The sequence below is a fragment of the Cupriavidus sp. 207A1 genome, assembly GCF_057798955.1.
Genome location: NZ_JBYOJO010000023.1, coordinates 39,178 through 53,987, shown reverse-complemented (window position 1 = coordinate 53,987; position 14,810 = coordinate 39,178). Strand labels below are relative to the sequence as shown.

Genomic DNA, 14,810 nt, shown 5'->3' with positions numbered 1-14,810 from the left:
AGCAAAGTGGTGAGCTGAGGGCTAGCCGATGAGACTGGCATTGTTCCGACTGGTCTCAGTATTCCTTGTGCTGCGGAAGCGTATCGGTGATGTCATACCACGACGCCTTGCTGCCGACAAAAACATGACGCTCGGCCTTCACGCCGGGATCGCTATCAAGCGTACCGAGCGGGAATCCGAATACATCGGGATTGCTGTCAAATCGCGTCAATATGCTTGAGCCACATTCGCTGCAAAATCCCTTGTGCTCGCCAGGCGAGGACTCGTAAAACTTGACGGTGTTCTGCCCGGATACCCATTCCCAATCCCTAATCGCCACTTTGGCTCTCGTGCGGAAGGCCGAGGCATGGAGCTTTCGGCACATCGAACAATGACAATTCAGGACGTCGGTTAACGGGCCGTGGATTCGGTATTTGATGCGTCCGCAGAGACAACTGCCGTGCTGGGTCATGGGCTTCTCGAGGAAGTGTTGCGATGAATGCCAAATTGGAGAAGATCGTAGGGTGTGCGGAAATTTTGATAAAGTAGCCGCCCATGAATGGATTCTTCATGATTTACGAATAATCGACGATGGATCAGCTGTTCAGCATGCAGGTGTTCTGCCAGATCGTGGACTCGGGGAGCATGGCGCAGGCAGCCCGGGTCCTCGGACTCGCGCCTGCGACGGTGACCGGCGCACTAGCCCGAATAGAAAAACGGCTTGGCGCGCGCCTGCTCGACCGGACGACGCGTCGCATCGCCGTGACCGAGGCAGGCAGGCTCTGGTACAAACACGCAAAGCGCATCATTGAACAGTCGCATGAAGCTGAAGATGCGGTCCGGCGCCTTGCGTCCGAACCAAGGGGTGAATTGCGCGTCACATTACCGTTGGGCGTGGCGCTGACCTTTGTGTACCCGCATCTCCATGAGTTCACGGCACGCTTCCCGAGAATCAGCCTCGATCTCCAGGTTAGCGACCGGATTGTCGACCTTGTCGCCAACGGCTTCGATCTCGCCCTGCGGGCGGGGCGACCGGGGGATTCCGATTTCTCGGCTCGATGCCTCAGCACGTACCGCCGCGTAACATGCGCCAGTCCCGCCTATCTGGCATCTCATGGCGCCCCCCGGCATCCGGCCGAACTGGCACGACATCAGTGCCTGATTTACCGCCATGAACCGCATTCCTCATCTTGGCAGTACCAGGTGGACGGCACAACTATGGCAATTCCGGTAGATGGGCCATTTTCGAGTAACGAATCGCATGCGCTGATTGCATGGGCCAAAGCAGGCAAGGGAATCACCCGGCAGCCCGACTGGCTTGTCGCGCAGGACTTACTCAGCGGCGGCTTGATTCGGCTGCTGGAAGAGTACGACGAGATTGGTGCATCTGAGCAGCCGGGAATATATGCGGTGTTTCCGAAACCTCGCAATCATCCGAGGAAGGTCGAGGCTTTCGTGAAGTTCTTTTCTCAAAAGATCGCCTCAGCATCCCACCAGTAGCGTCACAAACGGGGCGAGGGTCGTGCGCCATATATCGAGTGTCTTTCTGGGATCGCAGGCGCCCATCGTTTCCTTGACCGGACGGATGGCTCGGATGACAGCTATCGTCGGCGGTGGCAAGTGGTTTCCTTCGACAAGGATGGCGGTCAACGCCGTATATGCGCCGTCCGCTTCGGCTTCCGTTGCCCGCGCCAGCGCGTCGACGGCCATCTGAGGCGCTGGCCGTGTCGACAGGCGTAGAGGCAGGTCAGTGCTAAATCGATAACGCTAAACCGACACCGGGTGATGACAGCATACGCAAAGCTTGTTTCCATCAGCATCTCGGAAGTATGCGCCGTAGAAGTGAGGGTGATACTGGGTTCTTAGGCCAGGAGCGCCTTCGCAATTTGCTCCGTTTGCGAGCGCACGGGCGTATGCCTGGTCAACGGTCTGCCGGTCACGCGCAAGCAATGCCACCATTTGACCATTCCCACCTCGCGCAGCATTGCCGTCATATGGCTTGCCAATAAGGAACAGCGGCCGCGGTGCGTCCGTTGCCATCCACCCTGCCCATGGCGTGTCGCGCTCGCAGAATTTGAGGTTGTGTCCTAGTTCATGCATCAACGCCGAATAAAACTCAAAAGCACGATCGAAGTCGTTAACTCCAAGAAAAATGTGCGAAATCACTTTGCGTCTCCCAGGAAGGTAGCGGCGACGAACATTATCACGGCTGTGAGGTGGCATCGCTCCTAGCCTCCCCAAGTCAGCCTCGCCGGTCCGATACCGAGACGCAAAATCGGGGCTAATTAAGCGGCAAGGCGATGTTGTTCTTCTGCGGCAATAGATGGAAACCGTCGCTCAACGTGCGATCCCAACTGGTCATTGAGCACGACCGTCCGGACTGCCTTCCTCCCCGATCCAGGATTTCCGCACCCTTGAGCCAATTGAAATGCCAAAGATGGAGAGCGTCGCAACGGCCGCAGCCGGCCATTTTGCGACATTCGGCGTGCGCCAACGGATGTCCGTCCTCCTACCGCGAACGGTCTTTCGTCATCGGCTTGCGACGGCCCGTGATGCGGCTCGACGAAATACTTACGAGTACGGGCCTATCCTTGATGTGCTCGTCGAGATCACCTGAAATCACGCCTCGACAGTCAGTAGGGAGAGGCCCAGGCCACCACGGCGCCACAGCCACGGGCTCGGGCGATAGCGCATGTCGCCGGTCAGCGCTTCCATGTTGCGCAGCGTTTCCAGCACCAGTTGCGGACCGACCGCGTCGCCGAGCGCCAGCGGGCCCTTGGGGTAACCCAGGCCGAGGTTCACGGCCAGGTCGATGTCGGCCGGCGTGGCGATGCGCTGCTGCGCGATATCGCTGGCGATATTGATGATGCAGCAGAGCACGCGCTGGGCGACGAAGCCGGCCGAGTCGCGGATCAGCGTGACCGGCACGCCGTCGCTGGCGAACAGGCCATGCGCGGCATCACGCGCGGCGGCGCTGGTGGCCGGCGTGGTCATCAGCGTGCGCCGCCTGGTGGCCTCGAACGGCAGCAGCGTGTCGATGGCGACGGTGCGGGCCGGGTCCAGGCCCTGTTGCAGCGCGCTGGTGGTGGCGTCCAGGCCCAGCGGCGTGACGACGATCAGCGCATCGGCCGAGGGCTGGTTGCCGCCTTCCGGAGTCACGCCCAGCGCGCCCAGCAGCTTGGTCACCATGGCGTGGCCGCGCTCGCTGGCGTGGCTGACCCACACGCTCGACGGGCGCGCGCTTGGCACCGCGGCGGCGGCCGGCACCTGCTTCTGGCCATCGGCGTAGGCATAGAAACCGGCGCCGGCCTTGCGCCCGATCAGCCCGCCGACCGCGCGGATCGCGGTGATCGGCGACGGACGGTAGCGCGGCTCCTGGTAGAACTGGTTGTAGATCGATTCCATCACCGGGTGCGACACGTCCAGCCCGGTCAGGTCCATCAGCTCGAACGGCCCCATGCGGAAACCGGCCTGCTCGCGCATGATGTTGTCGATGTCGGCGAATCCGGCCACGCCTTCCTGCGCCGCCTTCAGGCCCTCGATATTCATGCCGCGGCCGGCATGGTTGACGATAAAGCCCGGCATGTCCTTGCAGCGCACCGGCGTATGGCCCATGCGGCGCGACAGCGCCATCAGCGCGTCGCCCACCGCCGGGTTGCCCGACAGGCCATCGATGACCTCGACCACCTTCATCAGCGGCACCGGGTTGAAGAAGTGGTAGCCGGCGATGCGGCCGGGATGTTTCGAACCGACCGCGATCGCGGTGATCGACAGCGACGAGGTGTTCGAGGCGATGATGGCGTCTTCGCGCAGGATGGCTTCGAGCTTGGCCACCAGGTCACGCTTGACCTCCAGCTTCTCGACGATGGCTTCGAGCACCATGTCGCAGCCGGCTAGGTCTTCCAGCGCACCGCAGGGCTTGACGCGGGCCAGCGTGGCCTCGGCGTCGGCGGCGCTGAGCTTGCCCTTGTCCGCGAGCTTGGCCAGCGTGTCCTGCAGGTACTTGCGCGCGGCTTCCACCGCCTGCGGGTTGGCGTCGTACAGGTTGACGGTCAGGCCTGCCTGCGCGGCGATCTGCGCGATGCCCCGGCCCATGGCGCCGGTGCCGACGATGCCAAGGGTGTTGATGTCAGAAGAGTTCATAGAGACGCTCTGTTTGAGTCGGAGAGTGGCCGATGGCCGCACTAGAAGGGCAACCCAGGGCTGCAGTCTCCCATGATGGCGGAGAGTAACTCTCATGGAGCCGCCGCGCACCCGCTCAATTCCATCCATTGAAATTGGATCTGTGCCGAGCCACGTCAGGCCGGTGTGGTGACACTCACGGGCGGGAAGCCCTTCAATTCTGCAAGGTATCGAAACCAATTTGATGCGTTACCCTCTGCAACGCCAATCTCGTCGGGCAGCGTGAACGGCCCACTGCAATGGCGGTCTGACCCCATCCTTACCTCCCCTTTTAAAATTTGCTATAGGTATTAGCGAACGTGGCAATAAGGCGATACCGCGTCGACGCCTTACTCTCCCCGAAGCATCCGCGCTTGTATCGCCGCCGCAAGTTCCATCAGTGGCTTGGCCAGCGCCGCCTCGATAGCGCCGGCATCCTGCTGCGTGGATACACTGACGTTCAATACATGGGCCGTATACTCGTCAAAGCGCATTGGTGTTGCCATGGCCACGACCTGAGGCTGCCATGACGCAACGCAGTAGCCCTTCTCATGCACGGAGCACACCGCAGCATCGATTTCCCGTCGCAGTGCGCCCCAGCCGCGGCCGCGGTACTTGTCGGCCATGACCCTCATCATCGCACTGAAAGCCTCCGGTGACAGCGTTGCCAGGTGCGCGCGGCCGAGAGAGGTCAGCGCCATCGGGATGCGCTGTCCGCTCACCACCGTACGCAGTGACTGGCGCCGGTTGTAGCGGAACGACTCCAGGTAAATCATCTCGTCGCCCTCCGCCACCGCCAGTCCGACATTGATCTTCTGACGCATGGCAACCTCGGCCATCATCGGCGCCGCGACCCTGAGAACCTGCGAGCCGTCGCGCATGGCATGCGCCATACTGAGGACCGGCACACCCAGCCGGTAGGCCCGGAACTGCGGGACATACTCGAGCATGCCGGTCTCTATCAGCGACTGCGTCAGGCGGCTGACTGTGGAGCGGGACAAGCCGGTGCGCTCGGCAATTTCACTGTTGCCGAGCATGGACGAGCCGGCGCGAAAGGCGCGTAGTACGGCAATGCCACGCTCTAGCGAGCGGTTGGGCGTCGCCTTGCCTTGGCCTGGTTTGATCCGTTCGATGTTGACGATGCTGCTCGGCATAGCAGGGAGTCACTGCGGGCCAGTGACCGTTCTGGAAGTCGGCGCCCGGCGCCTGCGCATGTTGGGCTGCGGGCAATGCTACTCGATGCGGATCTCCTTGTCCTTCACCACTTGCAGCCAACGACTGACCTCCTGCTCGGCAGTGGCGCGAAGATCCTGTGGCGAACCAATGCCGCCCACCACCCCTTCGCGCGCCAGCCTTTCGCGGAACGCGCCACCGGCAGATGCCTGGGCGATGGCTCGATGCAGCGCGGCGACCACCGTCGCCGGCGTTCCCTTCGGTACGAAGACGCCGTACCAGACCTCGGCGCTGTAACCTTTGACGCCAGCCTCCGCGACGGCAGGCACCTTCGGGAAAGCCGGGGACCGCGCGGGCGAGGTCACGGCCAGCGCCCGCACGCGCCCGTCGCGGATCAGCGTTGCGGCGCTGGCCATCGTCGCGAACGCGACATCGATATGGCCGGCCAGCAGGTCGGCGAACTGAGGTGCTGAGCCACGGTATGGCACGTGCACGAGCCGGATACCAGCCAAGGACTGGAAATACTCGGCTGCCAGGTGCACCGACGTCCCGTTACCTGCCGAGCCATAGGTCAGCTTGCCCGGATTGGCTTTGGCATCGCGCAGCAGATCTGCCGCCGAGCGGATTCGGCTATCGTTGCGAACCAGCACCACATTTGGCGCGCGGCCGAGCAGCGCCACCGGCTCGAAGGCCTGGATGCCGCCATACGGCAACTTGATGCCAATGCTGGCGACGATAGAAAAGGCACTGGTGGTAAGCAGCAGCGTATAGCCATCCGCCGAACTCTTGGCGACCAGGTCATTGCCCATGACCGAGCCGGCGCCGGGCTTGTTTTCAACGATGAAGGGCTTACCCATGCCGCGCGACAATTCATCGCCCAGCGAGCGGGCGATCACGTCAGTGCCCCCGCCTGCGGGGAATGGCACGATGATGCGCACCGGCCGCGCCGGGTAGGGCTGCGCGTGCGCGGCCAGGGGAATGATCGGCAACGCCGTCACCAGCATGGCGAACAGCAGTCGACCTATGGCAAGAATGCTAAGCATGATCCTGATCTCCTCGGCGCTGGGCCTCCATTAGTCAGCCAAACAGACTGACCTCCAGCTGCGTGTCGATGTGCCAGATCTTCTGCGCCAGCCGGCGCGCGCCATCGGTACCTATCACCGGCGATGCCAGTTCGATCAACTTGCCGTCAAGGTCGTCGTCGGTCAGCGGATCCTCCGGATCACCCTTGCGATTCGGCTGCAGGTAGTCTGCCGTGGCACCGTCCCGGGTTTCGATCTCCACCCTTGCGGCGCGCTTGCCAGGAAACCGGCCGTCGATCTCAGGGTCGACCTCGACCGTCATGCAGGCCATCAGCCGGCGCGTCTCGCTGTCCCACAGCCGTTCCGGCGTGTATGCCGACAGGCGCACGCTGCCATGCACCAGGGCGGCGGCGACGATGAACTTGAGGCTGAACTTGGCTTCGTTCTCGCTCTTGGGGTCGAGATAGCAGGCGATATCCAGCGCCGGACGATAGGTGGCGACGCGGAGGCGACGGATTTGGGCCGTTTCGATGCCCAGCTTCGCTTTCAGCGCCAGCGCACCGTCGATTGCGGCGAAGGTATGGCCGCAGCCAATGTGGTTCTTGAAGGTCAGCCGGCAAATATGGAAGTCTTTCCCAAGGGTCGATGCCAGCCCGTTCCAGTCAGGGCCGTCCGACATCGCGTGCCCCATGCCGGTCTCACCGTCGAGCACATCGAGCGAACCGGTGATGCCCGCGATGGCGGCGCGGGCGGCGAGCAATCCGCCCTCCGCAGCCCGGCCCGCGTGAAGGGGCTTGGACATCGAGTCCATGCGGAACGCCTGCTGCAGTCCGGCGGCGAAAGTGGCCGCAGTCGCCAGCGCGTGGGCAAGCTGCTCCTCGTTCGCGCCATAGATGAACGCCGCGGCGGCCGCCGCGCCAAAGGTGCCGACCGTGGCGGTGCTGTGCCAGAAACGATAGTGCGCCCGGCCCAGCACGACGCCGATGCGCGTTGACACCTCATAGCCGACGACGATGCCCTTCAGCAACGTCTCGCCGCTGGCGCCCACGTCCTGTGCCGCAGCAATCGCGGCGGCGATGGTGGCGGCACCGGGGTGGTACATCGCATCACGGAAACTGTCGTCGATCTCCGCAGCGTGGGCGGCAGCGCCATTGAGTAGCGCCGCGGCGCGCGCCGTGGCACGTTGCCCCATTGGCAGCGTCGCGTTGCCGCGGCCAAGCTCCTCTTCCAGCACGCTTTGCAGGCGTTGGACCGCATCGGTGCCGATGCCCGGAAACAGCGCCGCATGCCAGTCGACCAGCGCGCGCTTCGCATGATGCAGCACCTCGGCGGGCAGCGGCCCTGCCTTGACTGTGCTGAAGAACGGCCCAAAGGCCTCGGTTGCGTTCAAGATGGGTTCTCCTCAGCCGGCCTGCTCCGGCGTGTGGGGGGACTGCTGCACCCAATCCTGCAGCAGCCCGTTGACTTGTTGGTGGGCCTCGTACTGGACCCAATGCCCGGCGCCCGGCACCACGCGGACCCTGACTGCTGGCGCGCCGGCTGACGCGTCCCGCGAGTCGCGGGCGATCCCGGCAATCGATGCCGGCGACATGGTCACATCGGCTTCGCCCCAGATCATCAATACCGGGCCGGGAAAGTGTGCAAGCGCCTGCTGCAATCCGCCCGCGCGCGAGATCGACTTGCTATGGAAGCGCGTCGCGCGACAGGCACGCGTGTGGATGGCCACGGCTTCGCTGTCGATGGCGGCCGGATCGGCGATCATGAATGCCGCCAGGTTGTGACGCATCGCCGCGGCAAGCGCGTGCGGATCGAGGCAGCGGCGCCAGTCGACCAGCGCCTGCGTCATGCGGCGCGGACCGCCGTGGCCGGCCGGCCCGAGCAATGCCAGGCGGCCGACTTCGATTTCGCCAAGACCCTCATGGGTCGCAAGGTGCGCCGTCACCAGCGCGCCAAAGGAAAAACCCACCAAGTCAATACGGTTCAGCGACTGGTCCATCGATAAGCGGGCCAGCGAGCGGGCCAGGACATCGACGAGTCCCGGCAGGTCGGCGCGCGGCGCCGCACCGGAATCGCCAAAGCCCGGCATGTCCGGCACCAGCAGCCGGCGGTTGCGGGACAACGGCCCGATATTGCGCGTCCAGTGCCGCCAGTTGCCATGGCCACCATGCAGCAGCACGGTCGCCGGGCCATCGCCAAAGCTTCGCCAAATGACCTCGCAGCCATCGACCGAAGTCACCAACGTACCGCCGCGCTCGCCGCACATGCCAGGGCCTCGTCAGGGCTTGTCGGCGCCCGCCAGTACCGCCACGCCATCGGCGGCCACCACACCCTGCCCTTCGGGCAGGACGAAGACGGGATTGATCTCGGCCTCGACCAGCCGATCGCCAAGCGTGGCGACCATGCGCGAGAAGGCGACGATCGCCTCGGCCAGCGCGTCCACATCCGCCTTCGGCCGGCCACGGAAGCCCTGCAGCAATGGGGCGGTCTTCAGGCGTCCGATCATCGCCAGCGCGGCGTCACGGGTCAGCCCCCCCTCGCCAGGCAGCAGACGCAGCGTGGTATCGCCGAACAGCTCCGCGGTCACGCCGCCCATGCCGAGCAGGATCGCGGTGCCGAGCGCGTCGCGGTGCATGCCGAGAATCACTTCGACGCCGCCCTTGACCATTTCCTGCACCAGGAAGCGTTGGGGCGCGATCCCCGTGGCCGACTGCACATCGCTCGCCATTCTTGCCAGCCGGCTTGCCACCTCTGCCGGCGGGACATTGACGGCCACGCCGCCGACATCGCTCTTGTGGGTAATCTCGGCCGACAGGATCTTCAGCACGACATTGCCGCTGAAGCCTTGCGCCGCCGCCGTGGCCTCGACGCCATCGGCAACCACCACCTCCTTTGCGACCGGTACGCCGAAACCGGCGAACAAGGTCTTGGCCGCGGCTTCGTCGATCGAACCGGTGCCATAGGCGCCGAGATCCGGCAACGGCAGCGTGGGGGTGCCCGCTTCGTCAACCGCGCGGAGCTTGCCGGCACGCAGCATCGCATCGATCGCCACCGTGCACGCCTCCGGCGCGGAAAACGCCGGCACGCCACGACGATTCAGCAGCGACGCGACTTCGGGCGCATGCGGGCTCACGTAAGCAATCACCGGTTTGTCGCTGTCGGGCAGGCAGTCGCGAATGGCATTGGCCATCAGGTCCGGCATCGCCAGGCTGGACGAGCCGACGATCACTGCCACCGCGTCATAGCTCGGGCTCTCGAGCAGGATGCGGATCGCGGCGCGGAGCAGGTCAGGCCGCAGCCCGGCCAGGGTGACGTCGATCGGGTTGCGGTCGAGCGCGGCGTGGTCGCCCTTCTGCAGCGCGCGCAGCTTCGTCGCGGTCGCCTCGTCCGGTGCCGGCGTCTCGAAGCCGGCCACGCCCAAGCTGTCGGAGACCAGCGTGCCTGCGCCCCCGGTCGAGGTCAGGATCGCAACGCGATTGCCGGTGAGTTTGCGGCCGGCAGCCAGGGCTGCGGGCATGTCAAGGAGGTCCGAGAACGTCTGCGCGCGAATCACGCCGACCTGTTCGAACAGCGCGTCGTACATCCGATCCGCACCGGCTAGCGCGCCCGTATGCGACACCGCTGCGCGCGCGCCGCTCTCGGAGCGGCCGATCTTGAACGCCACCACCGGCTTGCCAGCGCGCGCGGCCTTCAGGGCAGCACGGCGGAACGTTTCCGGGTTGCGCACGCTCTCAACATACAGCGCGATCACGCGGGTGGCCTCGTCATCGGCCAGGTAATCGATAAAGTCGGCCAGGTCGAGGTCGACTTCATTACTGGTGGAAACCAGTTTGGACAGGCCAATGCCCCGCGCCGCGGCGCGCGACAGCAAGGCCCCGAGGATGCCGCCGCTTTGCGACACCACGCCGATGCTGCCGGCCGGGAACTGGTCCATTTCCAGCGCGCCGCTCGCCGACAGCGGGATGTTGTCGGTCAGGTTGACCAGGCCGATGGTATTGGGCCCGAGCAGGCGCATGCTGCCGGCCGCATCGATCAGTTCGGCCTGGCGCCGCGCGCCTTCGGCACCGGTCTCGGTATAGCCGCTCGCCAGCACGATGGCCGCGCCCGCGCCGCGCGCCGCCAGGTCGCGCACCGCCAGGTGCGCACGCTCGGCGCCCAGCAGCACGATGCCGACGTCGGGCACTTCGGGTAGCGAGGCAATGTCGGGATAGCAGCGCAGCCCGTCGATCGATTCGACCTTGGGGTTGACCGGGTAGATCGCCCCGCTGAAGCCATGCTTGCGCAGGTAGGAAACTGGGCGGCCGGCGGTCTTTGCAGGATCGGCGGAAGCGCCGATCACGGCAACGCTGCGCGGCGTGACAAGTCGTTGGATCGCATTCATGGTGTCAGGCCTTGGTGGCAGTCTTGTTCAGAAAAGCCAGCACGGACTCGCGATGCTCGCTGCTGGTGTAGCAGATACCTTGCGCCTGGCTGCCTTGGGCAAAGACCTGGTCGGCGGGCAACTCAAAGGACTGGTTCATGATGCTCTTGCCCAGCGCGATCGCGGTGGTGGAGCCCTGGCTCAGTTCTGCCGCCCACGTCAGCGCATCGCCAATCAGCGCTTCTGGCTTGCTCAGGCGGTCGGCGATGCCAAGCGCCTTGGCCTCCTGTGCCTCGACCTTGCGGCCCGTAAAGACCAGTTCCTTAGCCGCCGACAGCCCCACGCGGCGCGGCAGGAAATACATGCCGCCCCCGTCCGGGATCAGGCCCCGGTTGATATAGGACCACGAGAACGATGCCGCTTCGGAGGCCAGCACGAAATCGCAGCACAGCGCGGTATCGGCACCCAGCCCAGTCGCGGCACCGTTGACCGCGGCGATGGTGGGCTTGGGCATGGTGTGCAGCAGCTTGACGGTGTGATGGACCCGCTGCTGGCGGCTCCAGCCGTTGAAGCCCACCTCGCCCTGCGGCGCTTCCATGCGGCGCTGCATGCCGGCCACGTCGCCGCCGGCGCAAAAGCCCTTGCCGTTGCCGGTGAGCACCAGGGCGCGGATCGCCTTGTCCGCCGCCACGCGTTCCAGCGCATCGATGAATTCCGAGCGCATGTCGTCGCTCATGGCATTGCGCTTGTCGGGGCGGTTAAAGGCGAGCAGCGCGATACCGGATTCAATCTTCAGTTCAATCAGGGAATAGTTGTCCATGGCCTGTCCAGTTCTGCGGGTGCGATCAGTGCGATTTGTTCGGTACGTATGCCGAGCTCAGTCGGCCGTGATGTTGGCGTCCTTGATGACCTTGCTCCAGCGCTGGCTCTCGGCCTTGACGTAGCGGCCGAACTCGTCTGGCGTGCCGCCACTGATGGCCAGCCCTTCCTGCTCGGCTCGCTTGCGGAACGCGTCGGTGTGCACGGCCTTCTTGGCCGCGGCATTCAACCGCGTGATCACCGCCGGTGGCGTGCCGGCCGGCACGAACAAGCCATACCAGCTATCTGCTACATAGTTGGGCACGCCGCTTTCCGCGATCGTGGGCACCTTGCTCAGCGCCGGCGCTTGCGAGCGCTGTGCGGTCGTGACCGCCACCGCCCGCAGCTTGCCGCTCTCCAGGTGCGGAGCGACCGCGGCTGCCGTGGCAAACATCACATCGACCTGCCCGCCGAGCAGGTCCGTGATCGCCGGGCCGGCACCGCGATAAGGAATGTGGTTCATGTCGACCTTGGCCATCTTCTTGAACAACTCGCCAGCCAGGTGCGCCGAAGTGCCGGCGCCTTGCGAGGCGTAGTTGAGCTTGCCCGGCTTGGCCCTGGCGGCCGCGATCAGGTCCTGCACGGTCTTGATGGGGCTGTCCGGCTTTACCACCAGCACATTGGGTGAGCGGCCCACCAGCATCACCGGCGCGAACGCCTTCTCCGTATCGAACGGAAGTTTCTTGTGCAGGCTCGGGTTAACCGCGTGGGCCATCGTCGCCATCACCAGCGTGTACCCGTCGGGCGCGCTCTTGGCCACCGCATCGGTGCCGATGATGGTGCTGCCACCCGGCTTGTTATCGACGATGACGGGCTGGCCCAGGTCCTCGCCCATGGTAATGCCCATCGCACGCGCCACCAGGTCCGTGCCACCGCCGGGGGCGAACGGCACCACCATGCGGATCGGCTTGTCGGGGAAGGCTGCGAGCGCGGGCAAGGGCGCTGCCGCGGCCATGAGGAACGGGATGGCTGCCTTGGCAAGCCGGCGGAAGAAGCCGGTACAGAACGGATGCATGCTTTGTCTCCTGGAACAAGTCGGAACGCCGCGGCCATCAGACTGCATGCACCGGGCGCGTTTCTTTGTTAGAGACAGCTTAGGGCTTGCCTGGCGATTCCACACCCCCACAATTCCATTGCATGGAATTATAGGTTCGGCGGACAGTTATCAGAAAAAAAGAGGCCCTGCAGAGCGCACAAACGCTGCAGGGCCAACCCTATTCCCCAAACCAGTCCCAGATCGCCAGCCCGGGGAATGTAGGACTGCAAACAGACGCCGGACCCGAACCCGGCGAGCACATTACTCAGGCTTAACGTTCCGCTCCGCAATCAACTTCGACCACTTGTCCCCGTCCGCACGGATCCGACCTGCAAATTCCGAAGCAGTAGACGGTGCCGGTGTCAGGCCCATCTTTGCCAGATTGGCCTTGACGTCCTTGTTCTCCAACGTCTTGCGAATGGCCTCATTCAACGTCTGCACAACGTTTGGCGGCGTGCCGGCGGGCACCATCATGCCGTACCAGTTCTCCGCATGGACGCCCTTGATGCCGCTTTCATCCAGCGTCGGCACGTCCGGCAGGTATGGCAGGCGTTTGGCCGTGGTCACGGCGACAGGCTTCAGTTTTTTTCCCTCGATGAACGGCAGGAGGCCCGAGGCATCGCCGAAGAACGCATCCACCTGTCCGCCGATCGTATCGGTGATCGCTGGTGCCGCGCCCTTGTACGCCACGTGCAGGAACTCCGCCGAGGTCGAGGCTTTGAACAGCTCGATCGCCATGTGCGGCATGCTGCCGATGCCGGATGACGCCAGCGACACCGAACGGCCGGCCCGGCTCTGCGCCACTAGGTCCTTCGCCGAGCCGATCTTCGACTGCAGCGGTACCACCAGGACCTGCGGCGTGGTGACCACCAGCGAAACCGGCATCAAATCTCGGTCAGGGCGGTACGACAGGTTCTTGTACAGGGACGGATTGATGACAATGGCCCCGGCACTGGTCAGGAAGAAGACGGAACCATCCGCCGGTCCCTTGGTGACAGCGCTGACGGCAATGGCGCCGTTGGCCCCGGGCCGGTTGTCGATGATGACGGTGCGCTTGAGTTCCGTCTCCAGTTGCTTGGACATCGCGCGCGCCAGCGCGTCCGCCGGCCCGCCCGCGGGGAACGCCACCACCATCCGCACCACGTCGCCGGCCATGGCCGCCTGGCCGAATGACACCGCCAGTATCGTGGCCAGCGAACCCTTCAGGAAAGTCCTTCTCATGTTGCAATGCCTCCTTCTGTGGGTGCTGGCGGTCAGCCGCCGGCCGCACCTTGCGTATTGACATAGAGCGTATAGATCGAAGTACAGGACGCCATGAACAGCCGGTTGCGATGGCGTCCGCCAAAACACAGGTTGGCACAGCGCTCTGGCAGGCTGATATGCCCGAGGGGTTCGCCATCCGGGGCAAAGATCCGCACGCCGTCGAGTTCGGGCGTGCCCATGCCCCAGCCGCACCACAGGTTGCCGTCAATATCGACGCGAAAGCCATCGGGGGTGCCAGGTCCGGCGTCAACCAGTACTCGGCTGTCGCCCAGCGCCTGGCCACCTTCGCTGACCCGGAAAGCGCGGATGCGGCGCGGCCGCGTGCGCGACTCGATCACATACAGCACTTCCTCGTCAGGCGAGAATGCCAGGCCATTGGGCCCGCTGACGTCATCGGCGACAATCTCAAGGCGGCCGCTGACCGGATCGATACGGTAAATGCGCTCCGGCAGTTCCGAAGTCGCCTTCTCGCCCTGGTAGTAGCCGGCGATGCCGAACGGCGGATCGGTGAACCAGATCGAGCCGTCCGACTTCACCACCACGTCATTGGGCGAATTCAGCGGTTTCCCGTCATAGCGGTCCGCCAGCACGGTGATGCTGCCGTCATACTCGGTGCGCGTGACGCGCCGGCCGACATGTTCGCAGGTCACCAGCCGCCCCTGTCGGTCGCGGGTGTTGCCGTTGGCATGGTTTGACGGGCTACGGAAGACGCTGGTGTTACCGGTCTCCTCATCCCAGCGCAGGATCCGGTCGTTCGGGACATCGCTCCACAGCAGGTAGCGGCCATCCCCGAACCAGACCGGGCCTTCGGCCCAGCGGCACCCGGTGGCAATGCGATCGATCGCTGCAAGGGGCAGGTGGTATTTCTCGAAGCGCGGGCTCAGTGCCTGGACGCGCGCATCCGGATAGCGCACCGGCTCGGTCGGCGCAAGAAAAGAGTGCATGGTCATCGTTCAGACCG

General features: G+C 64.6%; 13 protein-coding genes. 1 reads left to right on the top strand and 12 read right to left on the bottom strand.

Features of this window, described 5'->3' with window-relative positions:
* Nucleotides 1–55: 55 nt before the first annotated feature.
* A complete protein-coding gene (locus AC3FMM_RS29705; RefSeq protein ID WP_488687987.1) occupies nucleotides 56–451 on the bottom strand; it encodes a GFA family protein in 396 nt (131 codons plus the stop codon).
* Nucleotides 452–570: 119 nt separating this feature from the next.
* Here AC3FMM_RS29705 and AC3FMM_RS29700 point away from each other — a divergent pair, with 119 nt between their 5' ends.
* The gene (locus tag AC3FMM_RS29700) at nucleotides 571–1,479 is read left to right on the top strand and encodes a LysR family transcriptional regulator (RefSeq protein ID WP_488687986.1); all 909 of its coding nucleotides are present in this window, start codon (nucleotides 571–573) and stop codon (nucleotides 1,477–1,479) included.
* A 267-nt stretch (nucleotides 1,480–1,746) separates the two neighbouring features.
* Here the strand turns inward: AC3FMM_RS29700 and AC3FMM_RS29695 are convergent, their stop codons facing one another.
* From AC3FMM_RS29695 to AC3FMM_RS29645, 11 genes are all read right to left on the bottom strand, one after another.
* On the bottom strand, nucleotides 1,747–2,145 hold the full coding sequence (locus AC3FMM_RS29695) for a VOC family protein (protein WP_082818939.1): 399 nt from the start codon (nucleotides 2,143–2,145) through the stop codon (nucleotides 1,747–1,749).
* A gap of 453 nt (nucleotides 2,146–2,598) precedes the next feature.
* Nucleotides 2,599–4,122 carry a 3-hydroxyacyl-CoA dehydrogenase gene (locus AC3FMM_RS29690; protein ID WP_488687983.1) on the bottom strand — a complete coding sequence of 508 codons (1,524 nt, stop codon included), beginning with the start codon at nucleotides 4,120–4,122 and terminating at the stop codon, nucleotides 2,599–2,601.
* Nucleotides 4,123–4,490: 368 nt separating this feature from the next.
* Nucleotides 4,491–5,294 (bottom strand): IclR family transcriptional regulator, encoded by an 804-nt coding sequence (locus tag AC3FMM_RS29685; RefSeq protein WP_133096980.1) that lies wholly within the window; start codon nucleotides 5,292–5,294, stop codon nucleotides 4,491–4,493.
* A gap of 78 nt (nucleotides 5,295–5,372) precedes the next feature.
* The gene (locus AC3FMM_RS29680; protein WP_488687980.1) at nucleotides 5,373–6,356 is read right to left on the bottom strand and encodes a tripartite tricarboxylate transporter substrate binding protein; all 984 of its coding nucleotides are present in this window, start codon (nucleotides 6,354–6,356) and stop codon (nucleotides 5,373–5,375) included.
* A 34-nt stretch (nucleotides 6,357–6,390) separates the two neighbouring features.
* Nucleotides 6,391–7,725, bottom strand: a complete 1,335-nt coding sequence (locus tag AC3FMM_RS29675; RefSeq protein WP_488687978.1) for an MmgE/PrpD family protein — start codon at nucleotides 7,723–7,725, stop codon at nucleotides 6,391–6,393.
* Between the two features lie 12 nt (nucleotides 7,726–7,737).
* Nucleotides 7,738–8,598 carry an alpha/beta fold hydrolase gene (locus AC3FMM_RS29670; protein ID WP_488687976.1) on the bottom strand — a complete coding sequence of 287 codons (861 nt, stop codon included), beginning with the start codon at nucleotides 8,596–8,598 and terminating at the stop codon, nucleotides 7,738–7,740.
* Between the two features lie 12 nt (nucleotides 8,599–8,610).
* Complete coding sequence (locus AC3FMM_RS29665) at nucleotides 8,611–10,713, bottom strand: acetate--CoA ligase family protein (protein WP_488687974.1); 2,103 nt, start codon at nucleotides 10,711–10,713, stop codon at nucleotides 8,611–8,613.
* 4 nt (nucleotides 10,714–10,717) lie between these two features.
* Complete coding sequence (locus AC3FMM_RS29660) at nucleotides 10,718–11,512, bottom strand: enoyl-CoA hydratase/isomerase family protein (protein ID WP_488687972.1); 795 nt, start codon at nucleotides 11,510–11,512, stop codon at nucleotides 10,718–10,720.
* Nucleotides 11,513–11,569: 57 nt separating this feature from the next.
* Complete coding sequence (locus AC3FMM_RS29655) at nucleotides 11,570–12,565, bottom strand: tripartite tricarboxylate transporter substrate binding protein (protein WP_116348601.1); 996 nt, start codon at nucleotides 12,563–12,565, stop codon at nucleotides 11,570–11,572.
* 282 nt (nucleotides 12,566–12,847) lie between these two features.
* Nucleotides 12,848–13,807 (bottom strand): Bug family tripartite tricarboxylate transporter substrate binding protein, encoded by a 960-nt coding sequence (locus AC3FMM_RS29650; RefSeq protein ID WP_488687969.1) that lies wholly within the window; start codon nucleotides 13,805–13,807, stop codon nucleotides 12,848–12,850.
* A 32-nt stretch (nucleotides 13,808–13,839) separates the two neighbouring features.
* A complete protein-coding gene (locus AC3FMM_RS29645; protein ID WP_488687967.1) occupies nucleotides 13,840–14,799 on the bottom strand; it encodes an SMP-30/gluconolactonase/LRE family protein in 960 nt (319 codons plus the stop codon).
* Between the last annotated feature and the right edge of the window lie 11 nt (nucleotides 14,800–14,810).